The following is a 23,057-nucleotide window of genomic DNA, read 5'->3' on the forward strand; positions in this document are numbered from 1 at the left end:
ATGAGCAAAAACATTAAAGCTTGGAGTAGGGTTGAAACAGCGAGAATGATTGAAAGGCCTACTACACTTGAATATATAGATATAATATTTAAAGATTTTATAGAGCTTCATGGAGACAGAGCTTATAAAGAGGATAAGGCTATGGTAGCCGGTATTGCTTTTTTAGAAAATGAACCAGTCACTGTAATAGGGATGCAAAAGGGAAGAGATTTAAAAGAAAATATAGAACGAAATTTTGGTTCTCCCCACCCAGAAGGATACAGAAAAGCATTAAGATTTATGAAGCAAGCTGAAAAGTTTAATAGACCTATAATTTGTTTTATAAATACAGCAGGAGCTTATTGTGGTGTTGAAGCAGAAAAGAGAGGGCAAGGAGAAGCTATAGCTAGAAATTTAATGGAGATTTCTAAAATTAAGGTCCCTATAATATCAATTATAATTGGTGAAGGTGGAAGTGGCGGAGCACTTGCATTAGCTGTTGGAGATAGAGTTTGGATGTTAGAAAACTCTGTGTATTCAATTTTATCACCAGAAGGTTTTGCATCTATATTATTAAAAGATGCAACAAAATCGAAAGAAGTTGCAGAAAATATGGGGATTACATCTTATGAGCTTTTAGAGAGAAATATAATTGAAAAAGTCATTAAAGAGCCTAAAGGTGGAGCTCACAATGATATAGAAAGTGTTGCTAAAAATATAAAGGTAGAGCTAATAAAAGAATTAGAAGTTTTGAAGAGTAAAACAATAAATACTCTTTTAGACGAGCGATATAAAAGATTTAGAAGTTTCTCTTAAAATCTAAGAGAAACTTCACCAGAGTAAATTTGCTTTATTATATTATTAGAGTCTTTTACTAATAGGCTTCCATCATTGGCAATATCGATAGGAGTTACAATTTCATATGTATTATTATAATGTAAGCTGACTTCTTTATTTAAAATACAGGAGTTAGCTTTATAAATTTTTAATATAGAAATTATCTTATCTTCGGTAATATCTGAATATATATTGCTGAATTTTTTTATGAAAGTATTAAGAATCTTAAACCTATTAAAATCATTTCCATAAGCAATTTTAAGTGAGGTAGCCTTGTTTTGAAGTTCTAAGTTAAAATCGGTTATATCTAAATTTATATTAATACCGATACCAATTATTAAATAGTCTATTTTTTCGTTGGAAATATTGCTCTCAGTTAAAATACCACCTAATTTTCTATCTTTAATAAAAATATCGTTTGGCCACTTAATAGTAGCTTTAATATCAAATTCTAACAGAGTCTCATATATAGCAGTAGCTGTTAAAATAGGGATAATACTTAGAAATTTAGTAGAAAAGTCTGGTTTTAATAAGAGAGAAAACCATAGTCCTTTATTTTTAGGTGAAAGCCAGTTTCTACCTTTTGTTCCTCTACCACATATTTGTTTATCACTTAATACTAAAGTTGGTTTATCGAAGCCTTTATTAGCTAAACTTTTACAAAAATTATTTGTAGAGTCAATTTCTTCGAAAAAATAAAATTCAATGTTTGGGTATAACAATTTGAAATTATTCAATTCAGTAGTTAAAATATTGTCCATAATTAATCTCCTTATCTTTTGATTATAGATAAATCAAATATTATTTAAAACATAATTTATAAAAGTATCAACTAAAAAAGGGTCAAATTGAGAACCAGAATAATTTTTTAACTCTAAAATAGCATCTTCTTTGCTCATTGGTTTCTTGTATGTACGCTCACTTCTCATAACATCATAAGCATCTGCAATAGAAATTATTCGTGATATAAGAGGTATCTCTTGCTCTTTAAGTCCTAGAGGGTAGCCAGTACCATCCCATTTTTCATGATGGCATAAAACACATTTAGCTACATTTTCAAGTTCGCCCATAGCTTGAAGTATTCTATAGCCTTTTTCAGAATGGGTTTTCATTATAATAAATTCATCGTATGTTAACTTTCCATGTTTTAAAAGTATATCTTCACGTATACCTATTTTACCTATATCATGGAACTTAGCAACTAAAAAGAGTTCATCTAACTCTGAAGCTTTAAGGTTGAGCACAACTCCTAAGGAAGAAGCGTATGTAGTTACTCTTTCAGTATGTTCTTCAGTTTCAGTATTTTTTTCTTGAAGACTTTTTATTAAAGAATCTGTTATAGAACTTCGTATACTTTTTTTATCTAACAATTTTCTTCTATATACTTTTTCCTCTACTTCTTTTATACAATCATATATATTTTGAGATATAGAACTTTTGACAGATTCGCCTAGTGCTATACTTAATTGAATAAATTTATAATCACTATCTTCGCATTTGTGTAAAATTTCTCTCATTATATTTTCGCATAATTGTTCATTGCTATTTGGTAAAAGAATCATAAATTCATCTCCACCCCAACGGAAGACAGAACCTTTTGTTGAACAAACATCTGTTAATACATTAGCGATGCTTATAAGAAGTTTATCACCTTCTAGATGGCCTAATGTATCATTAACTATTTTTAAACCGTTGACATCACCCATTATTATTCCGAGAGGAAGATATTTTTCTTGATTATATTTGTTTAGTTTTTCTTTGAAGCTAGAACGATTATACAAACCAGTAAGATAATCAGTATAGCTTAAATATCTTAGTTTGTTCTCTAATTTTTTTCTATCTGTAATATCTCTAGAAAGGCCTACAATTCCCCAAACATCACCATCTTCATTAATGACAGGAACTTTAAGGTTTTCTTCAAATTTAACATCACCATTTTTATAAGATATAGAGTATTGAGAAGACTTTGCTTTCTTTGTCTTCATAATTTCTTTATCTTGCTCAAGAAATTTTTTTGCAATTTCTTTATTTGGATATATTTCTAAATCAGATTTGCCTATTAAATCATAAACTCCAAGCTTTTCATAAAAGTCACTAAAGTTTTTATTGTAGCCGATAAATTTACAATCTTTATCTTTGTAGAATATAGCTTCTGGTAAAGAATCTATTATAGTTTTTAATATATCTTTTTGTTTTTTTAACTCTTCTTCTCTTTTTAATTTATCTTTTATAGGTAATATAATGCCGGCTATTGAATGTATTTCATTATGTGAATTTAATAAAGGAAAGATTATGCACTCAACAAAAATATTATCTATATTAACATTAAAAGTTATACTCTTCTTTTCTGATATACATCTTTTTATTTGGTTATCATATAATGTTGCAGTTACTTTGGGAAAAACTTCTTTATTTGTCTTACCTATGATATCACTATATTTTGTATTATATAAATTTTCATAAGATTTATTTAAGAATATTATTTTAGTATTTATGTCTTCTATCCAAACTGGATAAGGAAGAAATTCTAAAAAAGATTTAAAAATATTCATAATTAAAAAGTTCCTTTATATATGTATTTATAGATAATATTATAGCATAAAAAAGAGAAGTATCTTTAATAAAACAAGCTAAATATAGAAAATACTACAAAAAAAGGTTTATTTAACAGGAAAAGTTTATTTTGAGAAATGAAAGTTATAGAAAATAAAATTTCATAAAATAATATTTATAATATTATAAAAAGAAAAGTAAATTTTAAATATAGCTTCAAAATGAAGAATAAATGCTAAATATATATATAATATTAAGATGAATAAAATAGGAAATAGAATTTAATTTTTAGAAAAATGAATAAAAAATTTGAAATTATGCATTTATGTGGTAATATATAGATATAAGCAAAATAAAAAGGGGGAATTTTATGAAAAATAAAATAGGATTAACTACCAAAATATTTATAGGAATGGGGCTAGGATTACTTTTAGGATTAGCAATTAGAGCTTTACCAAGTGGATTTATAAAAGATACAGTATTTTTAAATGGAATCTTAAAAGTTTTAGGAACAGGATTTATTAGTGCTATTAAGATGCTTGTAGTTCCATTAGTGTTTGCATCTATAACTTGTGGAGTTGCATCACTTGCAAATATAAAGAGCTTAGGAAGAATTGGGGGCAAAACAGTAGTATTTTATTTATTTACAACAGCGGTTGCTATATCTATTGCTATAGGACTAGGATTTTTAATTAATCCAGGAGTAGGATTAGATATGTCAAGTTTAGTTCTTCAAGAACCTACAATAGGAGAAAGTCAAAGCATAGCTGATTTAATAATAAGCATAATTCCAACAAACCCAATTAAAGCTATGGTAGATGGGGACATGCTTCAAATAATTTCGTTCTCAATTTTATTTGGGGCTACTATAAGTATATTAGGTGAAAAGGCTAAGCCTGTAAAAACCTTTATGCTAAGTTTAAATGAGGTTTGCTTAAAAATGGTTAATATAGTAATGGCTATTGCACCTTTTGGAGTATTTGGACTAATAGCAAATACTTTTGCAACAACAGGATTTGAAGCTTTTGGATCATTAGTTAAATATATGATAGTTGTTTTATTAGCTTTAGCTGTTCATGCTGTAGTTGTATATTCTGGATTATTAAAAGCATTTACAGGATTAAACATTGTACCATTTGTTAAAAGATTCGCTAAAGTTGCAGCTGTAACTTTTTCAACGGCATCAAGTGGGGCTGCATTACCTGTTACAAAAAAGGCAATGGATGATTCCGGAGTAAGTAATAAGGTATCATCTTTTACAATACCTTTAGGAGCAACAATAAATATGGATGGGACAGCTATAATGCAAGGAGCTGCAACTGTCTTTATAGCTCAAATATATGGAATTGAATTAGGAATAGGACAAATAATGGCTGTAATAGTTACTGCAACACTTGCATCTATTGGAACTGCTGCAGTGCCAGGAGTTGGGCTAGTAATGTTATCTATGGTTTTAAGAACTGTTGGATTACCTGTAGAAGGTATAGGGCTTATTATGGGTGTAGATAGAATACTAGATATGTGTAGAACTACAATAAATGTATTTGGGGATTGTATATGTACACTTATCGTAAGTAAAAGTGAAAATGAGTTTGATGAAGAAAAATATTATTCGGATGATGATATAATGATTGATGAAGTAACTGCATAGTTATAAATGAAGGAGGTGTTTTTTACATCTCCTTTATTTAGTTGATTTTTAACTATACTAGACAGTTTTATATTTACAATGTAAAATTATTTTACGTATACTATAGGAAGGATAAAGATTTAAATGAATAATAAGAAATTGAAAAATAGCTATGATAAGGCTATGAAGAAGCACAAAGGAAACAAAAAGGCTCAATTAATTACAACAGTGATTTTTGCGATTATTGCTTTAGTAACTATAGCATTTGGTGGAGAATTAAAAAATACAACTACAGGCGCTATTGGTACTATGAAGGTTCACTATATCGATGTTGGACAAGGCGATGCAACTTTAGTACAAGTTAATGGTAAAAATTTATTAATAGATGCAGGACCAAATAAGTCGGCAGACAGCTTAGTAGAATATATTAAAGGAATAGGAGTAACAACTATAGACCACGTTATTGCAACTCATCCTCATGAAGATCATATAGGTGGAATGGATGAAATTTTTGATGCATTTGAGGTTAAAAACTTTTATTCTCCAAAGGTTGAGCATACTACTAAGACTTTTGAAAAAATGATAAATGCTGTTACAAATGAAGGATTAAAAATAACTACTATTAAAGCTGGAGATGGATCTAAGATAGATTTAGGAGATGGTACTAAAGTAGAAATTTTTTCACCAGTAGATGATAAATATAATGAGTTAAATGATTATTCTCCTATTATGAAGATTACTTTTGGAGAGAATTCATTCTTATTTACTGGAGATGCAGAGAAACTTGTAGAAAAGCAAGTTATTGCTAATGGAGAAAATATTGATGCTGATGTATTAAAGGTAGGCCATCATGGTAGTACTACTTCTTCATCAGAAGACTTTATAAAAGAAGTTTCACCAGATATTGCAGTTATTCCAGTTGGAGAAGGAAATGATTATGGACATCCTCATAAGGAAATACTAGAGCTATTAGAAAAGAATAATATTAATTTACTTAGAACTGATTTTGAAGGAACTATCATTCTAGAAAGTGATGGGGAAAATATAAAAGTTTTAGAATAAAAGGTTAGAGCTATCAAAGAAGGTAGCTCTAATTTTTTTGAAAATAAATAAAATTTAAAGCTATAATTTTTATAGGTTTTGAACAATACTAATATTATTGATGAAGGAGTGATAATTTTGGAACAAAAGATAATGACTTTTCATGATGAAAACGGAAATAAAATTGACTATCAAATTTTAGAACAAAAACTGATTAATAAAACTGAGTATGTAACAATGGCACCAGTAAGTAATAAGGCTGATGTTGAAGTATTTAAGATTAAGTTTGATAAAAATTGGAACGAAACATTAATCCAAGTAGAGTCTGAAAAAGAATTAGATATGGTAAGGCAAGTATCAAGTGTAAAGTTTTAACAAAAATTTTAAGGGCTGTTTTGAAACGGCCCTTATTTGTTGTACAATATAAATATATTAATAAAATCCTTATGGAGGGAGTATATGAAAAAAAACGCAGCACAAAGAGAATTTAAAAAATTAAAAAGTCAAATTACTCAAATAGAAGAAATAGTTCATCACTCTAAGGCAGGGGCTCTTTTTGAACATGAAGCAGCAATAAGGAAAAAAATAAAGACACTATTGGAAATGGAAACTGAAGGGTTTAAAGAATATGATGTTGTTTTAGAGAGGTATGAGGAACTTCTTGAAGAGACAGCTAAGAGAATACTTGAATCATATAATAAAAAAAATGGAACAGATTTTGACTATTATCAAGTTGTAAGGGGAAATTATAATTTATTAATAAACTCTGGATTTATTACTGTACTTACAAAACATCATATTCCTAATATAATAGCAGAGGAGTTTGAAAAGAATTTTCCTGATAATCCTAAAAATGAATATATAAATGCTAGAAATATAGAAAGAAAATTCTTTATTCATTTAGGTGATACAAATACAGGTAAGACATTTAATGCTATAGAGAGATTAAAAACAGCTAGAAAGGGAATATATCTTTCACCTTTAAGAATATTAGCTTTAGAAAACTTTGAAAAGCTTAACAGTGAAGGGGTTGTTTGTAACTTAGCTACAGGAGAGGAAGAAATAATTAAAGAAGGTGCAACTCATTTATCATGTACAATTGAAAAACTTAATTTAAGAGAAGAATATGATATTGCAGTAATAGATGAGATTCAAATGATTGGTGATTCTCAAAGAGGGGCAGCATGGACTAGAGCTTTATTAGGTTTAAGATGTAAAGAAATTCATGTTTGTGGAGCACTTAATACTAAGGAGTTACTTGAAAAGATATTAAAGGATTGTAAAGATGATTATGAAATAAAGGAGTATACAAGAAATGTTCCTTTAGAAGTAGAATATAAGAATTTCAATATTAGAGATGCGCAGGAGGGAGATGCAATAGTAGTATTCTCTAAAAAGCGAGTTTTAGAAATTGCATCAGAATATTCTAATCTAGGTATTAAAGCTAGTATAATATATGGTGATTTACCACCTGAAGTTAGAAGAATGCAATATAATCAGTTTATAAATAAAGATACTAAAGTTCTTGTTACAACAGATGCAATAGGAATGGGAGTAAATTTACCTATAAGAAGAATCGTATTTATGTCTATAAGAAAATTTGATGGAGAGGAAATACGAGAACTTACATCTCAAGAAGTAAAACAGGTAGCAGGAAGAGCGGGAAGAAAAGGAATATATGATGTTGGATATGTAGCTTCAGTAGGAGATACAGCTGATTTCATAAAGGAAAAGATAGAGAGTATAGATAAACCAATAGAGAAAGCTGTAGTTGGTCCTTCAGAGGCTATTCTAAATATAAAGAATCTACCATTAAAAGAGAAGTTAGCATTGTGGAGTACTAGAGAAGAAAAACTTAATTATTATCGAAAGATGGATATAAATGATTATCTAATTGTATTAGAAGCTATTAAAAGATATAACTTAAAGGAAGATATTCAATGGGATTTGTTAAAAGTTCCTTTTGATGTTAAAAATGAAAGTCTTATGGAGACCTTTTTAAAATATGTTGATGAGTTATTTATAAATAAAGAAAAGAAATTATTTAAACCAGAATGTTATAAAGGCAACTTAGAAGCTTTAGAAATTTATTATCAAGAAATAAGTATGTACTACTCATTCTCAAAAATATTTTCATTAGAATTTGATGTAGAATGGGTATACAGTGAAAGATTAAAAGTTAGTAATGATATAAATGATATTTTAATTAGAATTTAGATATCATTTGAAGATATTTATATTGCGCACAGGGGGATAACATGAGAAGATATAATACAAATATTGAGGGGTTTACACTAAGAGAAACAAGTGAAAATGATTTATCATTAATTTTAGGATTTATTAAAGAAATAGCTGAGTATGAAAAATTATCTAATGCTGTAGACGCAACAGAAGAGTCACTTAAAAAATACGTTTTTGAAAAAAGAAGAGCAGAAGTTTTAATAGTTGAGAAAGATGAGAATCCTATAGGATATGTAGTTTATTTTTATAATTTCTCTACTTTTACAGGCACTTCAGGACTTTATTTAGAAGATGTATTTATAAGATCAGAATATAGAGGTATGGGATTAGGAAAAGAAATATTTAAGATATTAGGTAAGCTTGCAAGAGAAGAGGGATGTAAAAGAATGGAATGGGTCTGTTTAAATTGGAATGAACCTTCAAAGAAATTCTATAAGGGATTAGGAGCAATTTCTATGGATGAATGGACAACATTTAGATTAACAGAGGATTATATAAGAAAGCTTTAAAGTTTGAAATAGTAATAAAAATAAAGTGGGTTTCCACTTTATTTTTATTTATAGATATTTTAAAGTTAAAAGTTTGATTTATAAGTTATTTTAGTTATTATATTAATGTAGAAAATTAAATATTAAAGGAGTAACAGTATGAGTGAACTAAGTAATAGGACGAAAGGTATAATATTTATAATAGCATCTGCTTTTGGATTTGCTATGATGTCTGCATTTGTAAAGCTAGCAGGGGACTTGCCATCATTTCAAAAGACTTTTTTTAGAAATCTTGTTTCATGTATAATTGCAGCAATATTTATTATAAAGAATAAGGAGAGTTTTTTTGGAAAAAAGGATAGCCAAAAGATTTTAATATTAAGATCGATATTTGGAACTATAGGAATAGTATTGAATTTTTATGCAATAGATAAGTTAGTTTTATCAGATGCTAATATGTTGAATAAATTAAGCCCATTTTTTGTAATAATTTTTTCAGCATTATTTTTAAAAGAAAAAATAAATATAAAACAGAGTATTGCAATAATTATTGCATTTTTAGGTGCGTTATTTATAATAAAACCTACTTTTAATTTAGATATAATTCCATCATTATTAGGCGTACTTGGAGCAATTTGTGCTGCGGCAGCGTACACTTGTCTAAGAGTTTTAGGAGGGAAAGAAAAACATTATACGGTAGTATTTTATTTTTCATTATTCTCAACTATTGTAATTTTCCCATTTATGATTGTAGTTTATAAGTCTATGACCATGATTCAATTAGTATATTTAATATTAGCGGGGATTTTTGCAAGTATTGGACAATTTGGGGTAACATTAGCATATAAATATGCACCTTCAAAAGAAATATCTATTTTTGATTATTCTAATATAATATTCTCTGCAATAATAAGTTTAGTTATTTTTGGAGTATTACCAGATTATTTAAGTGTAATAGGGTATTTAATTATATTTGGAGCATCATTTTATATGTTTTTATATAATAAGAAGCTAGATAAACTAGAAAAAAATAAGTAATACCTAGTTTTTATAAATAGATAGTATTTCAAAACATAACTATAAATGGTAAAATATAACTATAAAATGGTATAAAAGGAAGTGGTTTTAACAATGTTAAAAGGAACAAAAACAGCAGAAAATTTATTAAAGTCATTTGCGGGAGAATGTCAAGCTAGAACTAGATATACTTACTATGCTAGTACAGCTAAAAAAGAAGGATATGTTCAAATAGCGAATATATTTATGGAGACCGCAGAACAGGAAAAAGAACATGCGAAGAGATTTTATAAATTCTTAAAGGATGAATTTGCAGATGAAGCTATAGAAATAACAGCATCATATCCAGTAGCACTACATGGAGAAACAGCGAAAAATTTAAAAGCAGCTGCTAATGGAGAACATGAGGAGTGGAGTGCTGATTATCCGGAGTTTGCTAGAGTTGCAAGAGAAGAAGGATTTTTAGATATAGCAATTGCTTATGAAAGAATCTCAGAAGTTGAATTTAGACATGAAAAAAGATACAGAAAATTATTGGAAAATATAGAAAATGATTCTGTATTTAAGAAAGAAGAATCAGTATTATGGAAATGTAATAATTGTGGGTATATTTATGAAGGAAATGAGGCACCTAAGGCATGTCCGGCATGTTTGCATCCACAAGGTTACTTTGAGGTATTTATAGAAAATTATTAAAAAAATTTTAAAAGTGACATGTAAGAGGTTCTTATATGTTACTTTTTTTTAATTAACTAAAATTTCATATTTTACTTTTGATGAAAATTGTTATATTATATTGAATCAGGTGTTTTATACATAATAAACAATAAGGAGAGGAAAAATTTGAAAGGTAAAAAAATAAATTATCAGAAGACATTTAATTATTTCGTACTTATTTCGCTTATTTTAACAATTATATTTTTAGTATGGGCTATGATTGCAGCTCCATCAGTAATGAACCCAAGTGATCCATTTGCAAGAACAAAAAATGATTATGTACTTATTTTATCTCAATGTATTTTAGGTGTTGTTGCAATGTTTTTACCAGGGGTATTTGAACGTAAATTTAAAATAGAAATACCTTCAAATATGCTAATTCTTTATACAATATTCTTATATTGTGCAATATATTTAGGAGAAGTAAAGAGTTTTTATTATAATGTACCACATTGGGATACTATACTGCATACTTTTAGTGGAGCTATGCTAGGTGCATTAGGATTTTCTTTTGTAACTTTATTAAATAAAACAGAAACAGTACCTATTAATTTAAGTCCATTATTTGTTGTTATATTTTCATTCTGCTTTGCAGTAACTCTTGGAGTGTTTTGGGAAATATATGAGTTTACTTTTGATGGTCTTTTAGGATTAAATATGCAAAAATTTGCACTAGAAGGTGGAGTAGATTTACTTGGAAGAGCAGCTTTAGTTGATACTATGAAAGATTTAATAGTTGACTGCTTAGGTGCATTAATTATGTCAATAATAGGTTATATATCACTTATTTATGAAAAAGGTTGGATAGAAAAGCTACAATTAAAGAAAAAAAGATAAATTTTAGGAGGATGTTTTTGGACATCCTCTTTTTTGATAGATAATTTATCATAATTATTTCAAAATATGGATTTTTGTAGTTTAAATGATATAATATACCTAATAAGTAGAAATAGAATGCTGCTTATGAAATTTAAAAAGATTGGGGAGAAAAATATGGAATTAAAATGGAGTTTAGAAGAAATATATAAATCATTTGATTCTGATGAGTTTAAAAGAGATTTAGAAAAGGTAGATAATTTAATTACAAACTTTAATGATTGGACAAATGAAACAGTAAAAAATAATGAAAATGAAGTGGAAAAACTTGAAGAGTATATTGATTTTTATACTAATTTAGAAAATATAACAAATAGACTAGGTGCATTTATTCATTTAACTATTAGTGCAGATACAACAAATGGTGTGGCATTAAAATATTCAGATATTTTAGACGATAAATTAACTAATATAGTTGAAGCAGAAACAAAATTAAATAAATGGATAAGTACATTAAAAAATCTAGATGAAGCTATTGAATCTTCAGAAAAATTGAAAGAACATAAATTTATTTTAACAAGTATTGTTGAAAAATCTAAATATCTTTTATCTAATAAAGAAGAGAGTATAATTGCTAATATGCAAAATACAGGATCAACTGCATGGTTAAAGTTAAAAAATAATTTAATTTCAAATCATAAAGTGAATATTGAAGAGGATGGACAAATGAAGGAGTTACCTCTTACAGTAGTTTTAAATATGGCTTATGACAATAATAAAGATGTAAGAAAGAAGGCATATTTAGCTGAAATTGAGTCATATAAAAAGATTGAAGAAGGTGTAGCAGCAGCATTAAATGCAATAAAAGGTGAAGTATTAACTATATGTAAGTTTAGGGGATATGAGTCTCCATTAGAGCAAACACTTGTAAATTCAAGAATGGATAAAGAATCTTTAGATGCAATGCTTTCAGCTATGAGAGAAGCGATGCCTACCTTTAGAAAATATTTGAGAAGAAAAGCTGAAATATTAGGATATAATAATGGATTACCATTTTATGAAATGTATGCTCCAATAATAGAGAAAGATATGGAATTTTCATATGAAGAAGGAGCTAAGTTTGTAGAAAAGAACTTTAGAACATTTAGCGATAGCCTTGCAAATTTTGCAAAGAAAGCAGTTGATAATAGCTGGATAGATGTATATCCTAGAGAAGGTAAGGTGGGAGGGGCATTTTGTTCAAACCTTCACTTTATAGGAGAAAGTAGATTCTTATTAAACTATGGAAATACGTTTAGTGATGTTGTAACTATGGCTCATGAATTAGGACATGGATTCCATGGAGAGTGTTTAAAAAATGAAAGTGCTTTAAACTCTCACTATCCAATGCCAATTGCAGAAACAGCATCAACTTTCTGTGAAACTATTATTAAAAAAGCAGCGATAAAGGAAGCTGATAAAGAAGAGGCTCTATCAATATTAGAAAGTGAAATAAGTGATTCAACACAAGTTATAGTAGATATATATTCAAGATTTTTATTTGAATCTTGGCTTTTTGAAAAGAGAAAAGAAAGTGCGCTTTCTGTAGATGAGATAAAAGAGCTTATGATTAAAGCACAAAAAGAAGCTTATGGAGATGGATTAGATCCAGAATATTTACATCCATATATGTGGACTTGGAAGCCTCATTATTATTATGTAGATAGCAATTTCTATAACTTCCCTTATGCATTTGGATTATTATTTGCTAAAGGACTATATGCAGAATATATTAAGAGGGGAGATTCATTCCCTAAAGATTACGAAAATTTACTTTCAATAACAGGGAAAAATAAGATTGTTGATGTAACAAAGGTTATGGGAATAGATATTCATGATAAAGATTTCTGGAGAAGTTCTTTAAAGACAATAGAAGAAGATATTGAAAAATTTATAGAACTAAGCAAAGAGTTATAATAATATTATTAATGAAGGAGTTGCTATTAGCAGCTCTTTCATTTTGAAAATGAGAAGAGATGTTTAGTACTTTATTTATATTAGCTATTAACTTTTAATTAAATAAGTATTATACTAAAAGTTATATAATTAAAAACAAATGAAGGTGAAAGATTTGAAAACAAAAAAATTAACCGAAGCGGCTATGCTATCTGCTCTTTTTGTTGTAGTTAGTATAGTAGCAATTTCTACTGGACTTATGTACTCAATATATTTAGATATAATAGTACCTATTTTTATTTCAATTTTATATTTAAAAATAGGGTTTAAATATACAGTACTATCTTCTTTAACTTCTTTAATTATTGTAGCACTAGCTATAGGGGATGTTCCATCAGCGATATGGATGAGCCAAGGGATTATACTAGGTTTAATATGTGGATTTTTTGTATCTAAAAAAGGAGCAATATTAGACGATATATTGTGGTCATCAATTGGAGGATGTTTTGTAGTAATACTTGTAGATGTATATTTATCAACATTAACAGGATATAGTCTACTTAAAGATTTTGATTCAGTAGCTGTAATGTTTCCTTTAAATGAAGAAATAACAAAAATGGCTTTTTATATATTTATTGCAATTATACCTGTAGGAACAGCTTTAGTGTCTTATGTTGGAGCATTATTTATAGGACATAAATTAAATATTTTAAATAAAGCTAGTAAAGAGAAATATAATATATTAAAAAACTTTAAAAAAATTGGAAGCTATTTATGTTGTTCTAAAAGAACGTATTTCATTTCAGTGACATATTTACTAATAGTAGAAATAATTAATAATACGAATTTTACAATTAATTCAACATATATAAAAACTGTAAATATGTCTGTAAGAGTCGTATTTATGTATTTTATTATTAAAGATTCCATTGGATTTATAAGAAAATATATTTATATTAGAAGCAAATCAGCAACTGTTGCTCAAGTGGTATCATTTGCAATATTATATCTATTGATTGTTAATATCTACATAACTACCATATTGTTAATCATAGGAAGTGTTACAGTTAATTTTTTATTGAAAATAAGAGATAAAGAAATAAATATAGTTAATCAGTATTTAGAATTAGAAGGGCAAAAATAGTGATAAAGTTAAAATAATAAGGCTTATTTATGTAAGCCTTATATCTTTTTGCATTGAAATATCGCATCTTGAACAAACTTCATCATTATTTTTTTTAAATCCAAAAGATTCGTATAGTGGTAAAGCTTTTGTTAAAAGTGAATTTGTTTGAAGTGTCATTGTAGTATAACCTAAATTTTGAGCAGATTGCAATGCATTTTTTAGCAAAGTTTTTCCTAAGCTTTTGCCTTGATATTCTTTATAAAGATACATCTTTCTAAGCTCACAAGTTGAGTCATTTATCTTGTAGACTCCAACTGAACCAATGATTTTATTATCATCTTCAATAACTTGAAACCATCCTTTATTATTAAAATAAAATTTTGTTATATCTGTAACGTCAAAATCAGCACCAGAAGGTTCTAAATTAAGGCCATATTCAGATAAAACAATATCTATAAGCGTTAAAACTTCTTTTTCATCACCTTTTCTTGCAAGTCTAAATTTAATCATAGCTTTTAGTAAAAGTTAATCTTTTACTTTTACCCCCTTTTAATTGATGTTATTATAATTATATAACAAATAACAAAAAATACCATAAATTAATATTAAAATTAATTTATGGTTAAAAATTTATAATAAAACACCTATTAATACAATAGCGCTTATTATTTGAATAAGAGCTATAAATACGCAATACATTGAAGCTTTAGGACCTTGTTGTATTAAATCTTTAAAATATACTCTCATACCTATTCCAGCTAAAGCAATAACTTCTATAAAATTATCTAATTCTTTTAATGTATGAGTAAGACTATGTGGAATTATATTTAATGAATATAAAGCACAAGTTATAAAGAATCCTATAATATACCATGGAATCTTTATTCTTGATTGATGATTATGACTATGTATTTCTTCTTCAACGGCTTCAACACCTTTAACAGTACTTTTCTTCTTTAAAGCTGCAAGTAAAAATACTACGACGACAAGAAATACAATTCTTACTATTTTAAAAATAGTAGCTTGTTCTTTTACTTGTTCACTTACCATTGAACCAGCAGCAACAACTTGCCCTACAGATTGTAGTATTCCACCTAAAAATGCTGATGTTCTAAAAGTTTCATTATTATATAAAAAAGAAGTTAAAAGTGGAAGTAATATCATAAGAACAGTCCCAGTTACATTAACCATAGTAATGGCAATACCTTTATCCCTACTATGTGCATTAATTACAGGAGCTGTTGAGGCTATTGCAGATGAACCGCATACAGCATTACCGCTAGCCATTAAAAGTACAAAGTCTTCTCCAAACTTTAGATATCTTCCAACCCAAATAGTTCCGAATAATGTCATTAGCATAAGCAAAATTATAAAGAGTATACCCCTGATACCTAAATCTAATAATTGACTAATATTTAATGTTCCACCTAATAAGACTACTGATATAGATAAAAGAGTTCCTTCAGAAAATTTAGTACCTTTGTTTAAATACTCTTTTCTACCAAAAGTATTACCTACGATTATACCTATAATTATTGCAATTGTAGCTGCACCTAATGTTGGGAGAAAAAGTTTAGCTATTATTTTACTTACTATAGCTATTACAACACACACTAAAAATCCAGGAAGAATTTGAAGTGCATGTTTTATAAAACTATTTTGATTCTTGTTATTCTCGTTACTCATATTGAAAAAGTAAGGAATATTTAAAACCTTACAAATATTCACTTCCTCTCTAGTTAAATTTTTTATTAGCAATTTTATATATGGAATTAATACAATGATAGTTTATCCAAAATAATAAATAAAATAACGAAAAAATTATCAGATTTTTTTGATAAAAAAGAATAATTAATTATTTTCAATTTTCAAGGATTTGTTGTATTATTAAAGTATGTTAAATTTATTAGCTTTACAGTTTGGAGGAAAGATAAGTGAAAACGTTAGTAATCAATTGTGGTAGTTCATCATTAAAGTATCAGTTAATTGATATGAGTACAGAAGAATCTATGGTTCAAGGGTTAGTTGAAAGAATTGGAATTGAAGGTTCTCAATTAACTCAAAAAGTTGAAGGTAGAGAAAAATATATAATAAAAGCTGAGATTAAAGATCATAAAGATGCTATTAAATTAGTTTTAGAAGCTTTAATCGACGAAAAGCATGGCGTAATAAAGTCAATGGATGAGATAGCAGCAGTTGGACACAGAGTAGTTCATGGGGGAGAAAAATATTCAGAATCAGTGGTATTAACGGAAGAAGTTTTAAAGTCAGTTGAAGAGTGTAATGCACTTGCACCGTTACACAACCCACCAAACATAATAGGAATACGAGCTTGTATGGAATTAATGCCAAATGTACCTATGGTGGGTGTATTTGATACAGCATTCCATCAAACTATGCCTAAGGAAGCATATATATGTCCTTTACCATATGAATTATATGAAAACTATGGAATAAGAAAATATGGATTCCACGGAACATCTCATAAGTATGTATCAAATAAAGTTGCTGAAGTTATGAATAAAGATATAAAAGATCTTAAGATAGTAACTTGTCACCTAGGCAATGGTTGTTCATTAGCAGCTATAAAAGGTGGCAAATCAATAGATACTTCAATGGGATTCACACCACTTGCAGGAGTTATGATGGGAACTAGATCAGGTAGTATTGATCCATCTGTAATTGGATTTTTAATAAAAGAAAAAGGTTATACAATGCAAGAAGTTGATGATTTATTAAATAAAAAATCAGGTGTTCTTGGAATTTCAGGAATTTCTTCAGACTTCAGAGATGTAAGAGATGCAGCAGAGCAAGGAAATGAAAGAGCTAAGCTTGCTTTAGACGTATTCCATTATAAAGTAAGAGCTCAAATTGCATCATATGCTGGAGTTATGGGTGGTATTGATGTAATAGTATTTACCGCAGGAATAGGTGAAAACGCTTCATTAACTAGAAGAGAAAGCTTAAAAGGATTAGAATTCTTAGGATTTGAACTTGATAATGAAAGAAATGAAACAAGAGGAGAAATTCAAGAAATATCTACAGATGATTCAAGAGTTAAGGTTTATGTAATTCCTACTAACGAAGAATTAATGATTGCTAGAGATACAGTTAAATTAGTAGAAAATATTAAATAGTAAAGTAAAATATCCTCAGCGTGAATGCTGAGGATATTTTTGCTTTGTAAAAGTGCAGAACTTAATTAGAGGATTCTGTAAGGCTACTAAAATTTGAGTTATTATTATCACACCAAGCATTAGCAAATCCGCTACAACGAAAAACTTTGTTATAGTCTCCCCAAAAGCTACTTTGAGAAAACCCTCCACCACCGAATATTAAAAATATTGCTAGTACAGCAATCCAAGAATTTCCGAAGTCTAATGCACTATTACCATTGCACGAATTACAGGAGTTATTATTACAACAACTTCTTGACATGTATATCATCTCCTATCATTAGATTTTATACTATATAGTATTTAAAAAAGGTGATTTTGTTTAAATTATCTATATTATTTAAAAGTATTACAGCTTAATAATTAATAAAATGTTAAAATTACTGTATAAATGGACTGAAAAATATATTTATCTACCTAAATGGTGTATAATATCATTTAAATAAACTTAAGAATGTTAAGGGAGGATTATGAAACTTTGAAAAATTTTATTGGAGAAAAGTTTAAAGAGTATTGGGGATTAGTTACATATACAATTATTCTGGCTTATGTAATTTTTAATTTTAAAAATATTATTTCAGGTGGGAAAAATATAATAGGAATAATTTCACCGTTTATTATTGGGATAGCTATAGCATTTATATTAAATCTAGTTATGAGAATTTTTGAAGAGAGAGTATTTAAGTTTTTAGATAGTAGAAAGTATATAAAGTATTCTAGTCTTAAAAGACCATTATCAGTAGCTTTAACCTTTATAACTGTAGTTGCTGTAATTTGCGGATTAATAATCTTTATAATTCCACAGCTGATTGATAGTGTGTCTACTTTAACTGATACAGTACCTGGATATATAAAATCTTTTGAAGCTTTAATAGATAAATATGTAAGTAACACAGAAATCTTAAGTACACTATGGAATAACTTTTTATCAGCTTGGAAGGAAGTACTTCAATTTACAGGACAAATAGTTGTATCATCTTTATCGGGGGTAGTTAATATTACAGTAGGCTTTACTAGTGGATTAGTTAATTTTATACTTTCTTTAATTTTTTCAATTTATATGTTACTAAATAAAGAAAGATTACAATTAGGTATGAAAAAAGTTTTATATGCATTTAGTAAGAAGAATTATGCAGATAAGGTGATGTATTTAGGAAGAGTAGCAAATGAATCTTTTTCTAGCTATATTGGTGGTCAATTTATAGAAGCTATTATTATAGGTGTACTATGCTTTATAGGAATGATTATATTAAATATGCCATATGCATTACTTATTAGTGTATTAGTAGCTGTAACGGCATTAATACCAATATTCGGAGCCTTTATAGGAACTATACCGTCTGCTTTTATAATTTTAATAATAGATCCAATGAAAGCACTTTGGTTTGTAATATTTATAATTGTACTTCAACAAATTGAAGGTAATTTAATTTATCCAAGAGTAGTTGGAAGTTCAGTAGGATTACCACCTATATGGGTAATGTTAGCTATGCTTATTGGAGGTAATACCTTTGGTCTTTTAGGAATGTTATTAGGTATACCAACTTTCTCAGTAATATATAAGGTATCTAAAGAGTTTATAAATAAAAGATTAAATAATAAAAATATAATAGTGAATTAAAAGATGGAAGTTTTCATAATTATTAGGCTATTGCAGAAATTAATTGGATGCAATAGTCTTTTTTTAGATTTAAATTTAAGTTTTTTATTAAAGGTTTACGTTTTTTATATTTGCTAGGTAAGGTATTGTTGTCATAATATAACATAATTTAATTAGAATAAATAAAGCAATTTGACAAACTATAAATAGAGAGAGGAGGAGGTGTAGCTTGTTAAAAAAAATTATTTGTAATACTATTATATTTTTTATGCTTATTACATTAACAGCCAATGCTACTACTATAATTGCTGTAATTGGTGAAAATAAAATAATGCTCGCAGCGGATACTAGACTTACAATTACAAAGAAGAATGGGGAAAAGATTCATGATGATACAGGAAAAAAACTATTTAAATTAAAGAATGGTGTAGGTGTAGCTTTTGCTGGAGATACAAATTCTATAAAAACTCTAAGAAGCGGTAAAGATATAATAACTAAATCAGTAAGTACAATAATAAATGATCTTAATAATTTAAGCTGTATTGAAGAACTTACAGTAGCAGATACTGCAGAGTTAATTGCAGAAAAATATGTTAATCTTTTAATAGATTATACAGGAGATATATTAGTAGTAGGTTTTGATAATGATGAGCCTGTTATTTATGGAATTAAGGCTGTAAAAGGTAGAGCTATATGGCAAGGGATTTCAGGAAAAGGAAGTTTTTGGGCTATTGGTTCAGGTAGTGAAATGATGGTAAATAAATTAAGAGAAAATGTTGGATGCGAAGAAGATAATAATATGGATTTATGTATGGATCACTTGAAAAATCTTAAAGATAGAGAGATATTATCTATAGTTAAAGAATCTTTGCAAGAAGTAATCGATGATTATGAAGAAAATTATAGAGAAGAGGAACGTAGTACAGGAGGAAAGGTTGAGACCCTTATAATTAAGCCTTAAATATTAATTAAAAGTTGATAAAAATATCTATCAGTTTGGATAGATATTTTTATTTTGATATTTATTATCAAATATGATAGAATTTCAATTAATATTTAATAAATTTAAGGTTGAGGTGAAATTATGTCTTTTGAGATACTTGATAAAAATAGTGATTTAGATAACGATGCAAGAAGTTGTGTGATTTTATGTAATTTTAATGGAAAAGAACTTAAAGCAGTTAAGAATTATGCTAGTATTTTAGGGGTAAGAGATCAGATATGTTTATATTCAAAAAATGGAAATAGTATAATTAAAGATATATTAGAAGATAAAATAGATTCTAATTGTGAAGAAGGCAGAAAAGAGAAAGCTATAATATTTAATAATATATCGAATATGAAAATTAATATGTTTATAGATAATTTAAAGAAAATAAGAATAAATAATGTTCTTAAAGCGATAGTAACAGAGACATCAATAAATTGGACTTTAAATGAAGTAATAGTTAACCTTTTAAATGAAAGAGCTGCTATAAATAATGGAGATTTTTCAGATTTACATAAAAAATAATTATTTAGTTAAAGAAGTAATAAAACGATTATTACTTCTTTTTTATTTTGTTTATTGAATAAAATGGTAATAAAAGGTAAAATCATCTTATAAGACAAGTTTTGAGATTAATAATTTAATAATATATTAATATTTGTTAAGTAAAGAAAATATGCGGATAATAATAGAGTGAGAAGTTTATAGGAGGATAGAGTATATGAATTCTCTTTATCTAAAAAATATACAGGATTCAGTTATAAGATATGCTAAAGTTATTTCTAATATATTAAAAATTGATGTTGAGATAGTAGATAAAAGTTTAAATAGAATAGCTGGAACAGGGATTTTTGAAGATAGAATAAATGAAAATATAAAGAGAAGTGGTTTTGTATATAAAGAGACTATAAACAAAAAAAGAATTCATCTTATAGAAAATCCAGGAGAACATATACTTTGTAAAAAGTGTCCAGAAAAAGATAATTGTTTAGAGAAGATGGAGGTAAGTTTCCCAATAATATATGAAGAAAAAGTTATTGGAGTAATAGGGGTAGTATGTAGTACGGTAGAACAAAAAAGTAGACTGTTAAATGATTTAGGTACAATAATATCATTTATAGAACAAATATCAGAACTTATATCAGCGAAAGTATCTGAATATACTAAGGATATGCTTCAAATAAAGAGTTTAGATTTTTTTAAAGAGATAGTTAATTCTGTGAATGATGGGGTTATAGTTGTAAATTCTAATAATTCAATTAGTAGTATTAATAAAAAAGGTGCGAGTGAATTAAAATTGCAATCATCGGTAATAAATAAACGAATATCTATTGATGAAACTGATGATAAGTTTAATGATAATAATGTTTATCAAATAAAAATAGACGATATAAAATATGAGGTAGTTGGTAGATTAATCCAAGGATCATTAGATATAGATGAGTACAGTAAAATATTAATATTTAATAAACTTGTGAATATAAAAGAAGAAGCTGTAACTTTAACTTATGGTAATAATAAAACAGATATATCATGTATTGTTGGTGAATCTGATGCTATGAAGTCATTAAAGAAAAAAATTAAAAGCATAAGTAATTTAAAGTCAACAGTATTGATAACAGGGGAAAGTGGGACAGGCAAAGAACTAGTAGCTAGAGCGATACATGCAGAGGGAGAACGAAGAAATAAACCTTTTATAGCTATTAATTGTGGTGCAATACCAGAATCTTTATTAGAAAGTGAATTATTTGGATATGTAAAAGGTGCTTTTTCTGGAGCGAATGTAAATGGGCGTATAGGAAAATTTGAATTAGCTAATAGAGGAGTTATATTTTTAGACGAAATCGGAGATATGCCTCTATTTTTGCAAGTTAAGTTATTGAGAGTACTTCAAGAAAAAACAGTAGTAAGGGTTGGATCTAATAAACTTACATCACTAGATATTAGAATTGTTGCAGCAACGAATAAAGATTTAAAAGAGCTTGTTAGGAAAGGGAAATTTAGAGAGGATCTCTATTATAGATTGAATGTAATACCAATAGAAGTTCCAGCTTTAAGAGAACGAGGAAAGGATTTGGCTTTATTAGTAAATGTTTTAGTGGATAAATATAATAATCTACTTAATAAGTCTGTAAACAAAATTGATGATGAAGTATCAGAAATGTTTCGTAAATATAAGTGGCAAGGAAATGTGAGAGAGTTAGAGAATGTTGTTGAGTTTATGGTAAGCATTTCAGATGAAAGAGGTATTATAGATAAATCTATGTTGCCAGAATCTTTTATAGAAAATTATAAGGAGTTATTAAATGATAGTATAGATAGAAGTATAAATATTAAAGAAATAATACCATTAAAAGAGATTGAAAAGTTATATATAAAAAAAGCTATAGAGAAATATGGAAATACTACAGAAGGTAAAAAAATTGCAGCAAAAAAATTGGGAATTGGAATAGCTACGCTATATAGAAAAATGGATGGCTTAGAATAATTATCAAAATGATAAAATACTAACAAAGATATGAAAATTAAAGGATTAAGACAGATTATCAAAATGATAAGTAGTTATCATTTTGATAATTTTTTTAAATTTCAATATAAATAATTCTAGATAGAGGCTTTAAAAAACGTGAATAAATGGTGAAAAAAATTAAATTTTTATTTTTATATTTGGCATGAGTTTTGCTTTATTAATAATTGTAATAATAGAGATGAGCATAATTGATCTTTTAAAAAGTGAATATTAATTAGAGATGAAAAAATAGGAAAATTAGGATTATTAGTAATAAAGTGACCTAAAAAAGGGCAGACTATCCCTATGAGGATAATAAAATGTAAAATATTAGGTTGTTAAAGAGCTAACTAGCTCGTTTAAGCTTGCTTAGAGAACAAATCTTATCTTCCTTTTTATTAACA

The 23,057-nt window shown here is 27.5% G+C and carries 21 protein-coding genes; 16 read left to right on the top strand and 5 right to left on the bottom strand.

The window, feature by feature from the left end; translation table 11 throughout:
- Entirely contained in the window at positions 1–795 is a 795-nt protein-coding gene (locus H8S10_RS00605) for an acetyl-CoA carboxylase carboxyltransferase subunit alpha (RefSeq protein ID WP_186837583.1), read from the top strand.
- On the opposite strand, the gene H8S10_RS00610 is transcribed toward H8S10_RS00605, so the two are convergent.
- Both H8S10_RS00610 and H8S10_RS00615 read right to left on the bottom strand, forming a co-directional pair.
- Positions 792–1,577: a biotin--[acetyl-CoA-carboxylase] ligase gene (locus H8S10_RS00610; protein WP_186837584.1), complete on the bottom strand. Its 786-nt coding sequence runs from the start codon at positions 1,575–1,577 to the stop codon at positions 792–794. The two genes, H8S10_RS00605 and H8S10_RS00610, sit on opposite strands and share 4 nt — an antisense overlap.
- Positions 1,578–1,610: 33 nt before the next feature.
- Positions 1,611–3,368, bottom strand: a complete 1,758-nt coding sequence (locus H8S10_RS00615; protein WP_186837585.1) for an HD domain-containing phosphohydrolase — start codon at positions 3,366–3,368, stop codon at positions 1,611–1,613.
- Between the two features lie 371 nt (positions 3,369–3,739).
- Between H8S10_RS00615 and H8S10_RS00620 the strand changes: the two genes are divergently transcribed.
- The 10 genes from H8S10_RS00620 (at position 3,740) to H8S10_RS00665 (ending at position 14,398) form a co-directional block, all read left to right on the top strand.
- Complete coding sequence (locus H8S10_RS00620) at positions 3,740–5,020, top strand: dicarboxylate/amino acid:cation symporter (RefSeq protein WP_186837586.1); 1,281 nt, start codon at positions 3,740–3,742, stop codon at positions 5,018–5,020.
- Positions 5,021–5,143: 123 nt separating this feature from the next.
- Positions 5,144–6,061: a ComEC/Rec2 family competence protein gene (locus tag H8S10_RS00625; RefSeq protein ID WP_231073913.1), complete on the top strand. Its 918-nt coding sequence runs from the start codon at positions 5,144–5,146 to the stop codon at positions 6,059–6,061.
- A gap of 108 nt (positions 6,062–6,169) precedes the next feature.
- Complete coding sequence (locus tag H8S10_RS00630; RefSeq protein ID WP_231073914.1) at positions 6,170–6,415, top strand: DUF1292 domain-containing protein; 246 nt, start codon at positions 6,170–6,172, stop codon at positions 6,413–6,415.
- 84 nt (positions 6,416–6,499) lie between these two features.
- A complete protein-coding gene (locus H8S10_RS00635; RefSeq protein WP_055263373.1) occupies positions 6,500–8,257 on the top strand; it encodes a DEAD/DEAH box helicase in 1,758 nt (585 codons plus the stop codon).
- A gap of 41 nt (positions 8,258–8,298) precedes the next feature.
- Positions 8,299–8,790, top strand: a complete 492-nt coding sequence (locus H8S10_RS00640) for a GNAT family N-acetyltransferase (RefSeq protein WP_186837587.1) — start codon at positions 8,299–8,301, stop codon at positions 8,788–8,790.
- A 138-nt stretch (positions 8,791–8,928) separates the two neighbouring features.
- On the top strand, positions 8,929–9,807 hold the full coding sequence (locus H8S10_RS00645) for a DMT family transporter (RefSeq protein ID WP_186837588.1): 879 nt from the start codon (positions 8,929–8,931) through the stop codon (positions 9,805–9,807).
- Positions 9,808–9,900: 93 nt separating this feature from the next.
- Positions 9,901–10,482: a rubrerythrin gene (gene rbr / locus H8S10_RS00650; RefSeq protein WP_186837589.1), complete on the top strand. Its 582-nt coding sequence runs from the start codon at positions 9,901–9,903 to the stop codon at positions 10,480–10,482.
- A 147-nt stretch (positions 10,483–10,629) separates the two neighbouring features.
- On the top strand, positions 10,630–11,340 hold the full coding sequence (locus H8S10_RS00655; RefSeq protein ID WP_186837590.1) for a hypothetical protein: 711 nt from the start codon (positions 10,630–10,632) through the stop codon (positions 11,338–11,340).
- A gap of 156 nt (positions 11,341–11,496) precedes the next feature.
- A complete protein-coding gene (locus tag H8S10_RS00660; RefSeq protein ID WP_186837591.1) occupies positions 11,497–13,275 on the top strand; it encodes a M3 family oligoendopeptidase in 1,779 nt (592 codons plus the stop codon).
- A gap of 154 nt (positions 13,276–13,429) precedes the next feature.
- Positions 13,430–14,398 (top strand): DUF2232 domain-containing protein, encoded by a 969-nt coding sequence (locus H8S10_RS00665; RefSeq protein ID WP_186837592.1) that lies wholly within the window; start codon positions 13,430–13,432, stop codon positions 14,396–14,398.
- Positions 14,399–14,425: 27 nt separating this feature from the next.
- Here the strand turns inward: H8S10_RS00665 and H8S10_RS00670 are convergent, their stop codons facing one another.
- Positions 14,426–14,890 (bottom strand): GNAT family N-acetyltransferase, encoded by a 465-nt coding sequence (locus tag H8S10_RS00670; RefSeq protein ID WP_186837593.1) that lies wholly within the window; start codon positions 14,888–14,890, stop codon positions 14,426–14,428.
- A 120-nt stretch (positions 14,891–15,010) separates the two neighbouring features.
- Positions 15,011–16,066, bottom strand: coding sequence for a putative sulfate exporter family transporter (locus tag H8S10_RS00675; protein WP_055263557.1), 1,056 nt, complete (start codon positions 16,064–16,066; stop codon positions 15,011–15,013).
- Between the two features lie 248 nt (positions 16,067–16,314).
- Here H8S10_RS00675 and H8S10_RS00680 point away from each other — a divergent pair, with 248 nt between their 5' ends.
- Positions 16,315–17,517: an acetate kinase gene (locus H8S10_RS00680; protein WP_186837594.1), complete on the top strand. Its 1,203-nt coding sequence runs from the start codon at positions 16,315–16,317 to the stop codon at positions 17,515–17,517.
- A 61-nt stretch (positions 17,518–17,578) separates the two neighbouring features.
- Here the strand turns inward: H8S10_RS00680 and H8S10_RS00685 are convergent, their stop codons facing one another.
- Positions 17,579–17,818, bottom strand: coding sequence for a hypothetical protein (locus tag H8S10_RS00685; protein WP_055263391.1), 240 nt, complete (start codon positions 17,816–17,818; stop codon positions 17,579–17,581).
- A gap of 216 nt (positions 17,819–18,034) precedes the next feature.
- Here H8S10_RS00685 and H8S10_RS00690 point away from each other — a divergent pair, with 216 nt between their 5' ends.
- The 4 genes from H8S10_RS00690 (at position 18,035) to H8S10_RS00705 (ending at position 22,632) form a co-directional block, all read left to right on the top strand.
- Positions 18,035–19,177 carry an AI-2E family transporter gene (locus tag H8S10_RS00690; protein WP_243175804.1) on the top strand — a complete coding sequence of 381 codons (1,143 nt, stop codon included), beginning with the start codon at positions 18,035–18,037 and terminating at the stop codon, positions 19,175–19,177.
- Between the two features lie 208 nt (positions 19,178–19,385).
- The gene (locus tag H8S10_RS00695) at positions 19,386–20,117 is read left to right on the top strand and encodes a hypothetical protein (RefSeq protein ID WP_055263395.1); all 732 of its coding nucleotides are present in this window, start codon (positions 19,386–19,388) and stop codon (positions 20,115–20,117) included.
- A 123-nt stretch (positions 20,118–20,240) separates the two neighbouring features.
- A complete protein-coding gene (locus tag H8S10_RS00700; RefSeq protein ID WP_186837596.1) occupies positions 20,241–20,669 on the top strand; it encodes a DUF3783 domain-containing protein in 429 nt (142 codons plus the stop codon).
- A 196-nt stretch (positions 20,670–20,865) separates the two neighbouring features.
- Entirely contained in the window at positions 20,866–22,632 is a 1,767-nt protein-coding gene (locus tag H8S10_RS00705; protein ID WP_186837597.1) for a sigma 54-interacting transcriptional regulator, read from the top strand.
- Positions 22,633–23,057 lie beyond the last annotated feature (425 nt).

It is taken from the genome of Clostridium sp. NSJ-49 (genome assembly GCF_014287725.1).
GTDB classification, from domain to species: Bacteria; Bacillota; Clostridia; order Clostridiales; family Clostridiaceae; genus Clostridium; species Clostridium disporicum_B.

Coding starts and splice junctions, on each gene's coding strand:
- H8S10_RS00605 (WP_186837583.1), top strand. CDS start 1: ATGAGCAAAAACATTAAAGCTTGGAGTAGGGTTGAAACAGCGAGAATG.
- H8S10_RS00610 (WP_186837584.1), bottom strand. CDS start 1,577: ATGGACAATATTTTAACTACTGAATTGAATAATTTCAAATTGTTATAC.
- H8S10_RS00615 (WP_186837585.1), bottom strand. CDS start 3,368: ATGAATATTTTTAAATCTTTTTTAGAATTTCTTCCTTATCCAGTTTGG.
- H8S10_RS00620 (WP_186837586.1), top strand. CDS start 3,740: ATGAAAAATAAAATAGGATTAACTACCAAAATATTTATAGGAATGGGG.
- H8S10_RS00625 (WP_231073913.1), top strand. CDS start 5,144: ATGAATAATAAGAAATTGAAAAATAGCTATGATAAGGCTATGAAGAAG.
- H8S10_RS00635 (WP_055263373.1), top strand. CDS start 6,500: ATGAAAAAAAACGCAGCACAAAGAGAATTTAAAAAATTAAAAAGTCAA.
- H8S10_RS00640 (WP_186837587.1), top strand. CDS start 8,299: ATGAGAAGATATAATACAAATATTGAGGGGTTTACACTAAGAGAAACA.
- H8S10_RS00645 (WP_186837588.1), top strand. CDS start 8,929: ATGAGTGAACTAAGTAATAGGACGAAAGGTATAATATTTATAATAGCA.
- rbr (WP_186837589.1), top strand. CDS start 9,901: ATGTTAAAAGGAACAAAAACAGCAGAAAATTTATTAAAGTCATTTGCG.
- H8S10_RS00660 (WP_186837591.1), top strand. CDS start 11,497: ATGGAATTAAAATGGAGTTTAGAAGAAATATATAAATCATTTGATTCT.
- H8S10_RS00670 (WP_186837593.1), bottom strand. CDS start 14,890: ATGATTAAATTTAGACTTGCAAGAAAAGGTGATGAAAAAGAAGTTTTA.
- H8S10_RS00675 (WP_055263557.1), bottom strand. CDS start 16,066: ATGAGTAACGAGAATAACAAGAATCAAAATAGTTTTATAAAACATGCA.
- H8S10_RS00685 (WP_055263391.1), bottom strand. CDS start 17,818: ATGTCAAGAAGTTGTTGTAATAATAACTCCTGTAATTCGTGCAATGGT.
- H8S10_RS00700 (WP_186837596.1), top strand. CDS start 20,241: ATGTCTTTTGAGATACTTGATAAAAATAGTGATTTAGATAACGATGCA.
- H8S10_RS00705 (WP_186837597.1), top strand. CDS start 20,866: ATGAATTCTCTTTATCTAAAAAATATACAGGATTCAGTTATAAGATAT.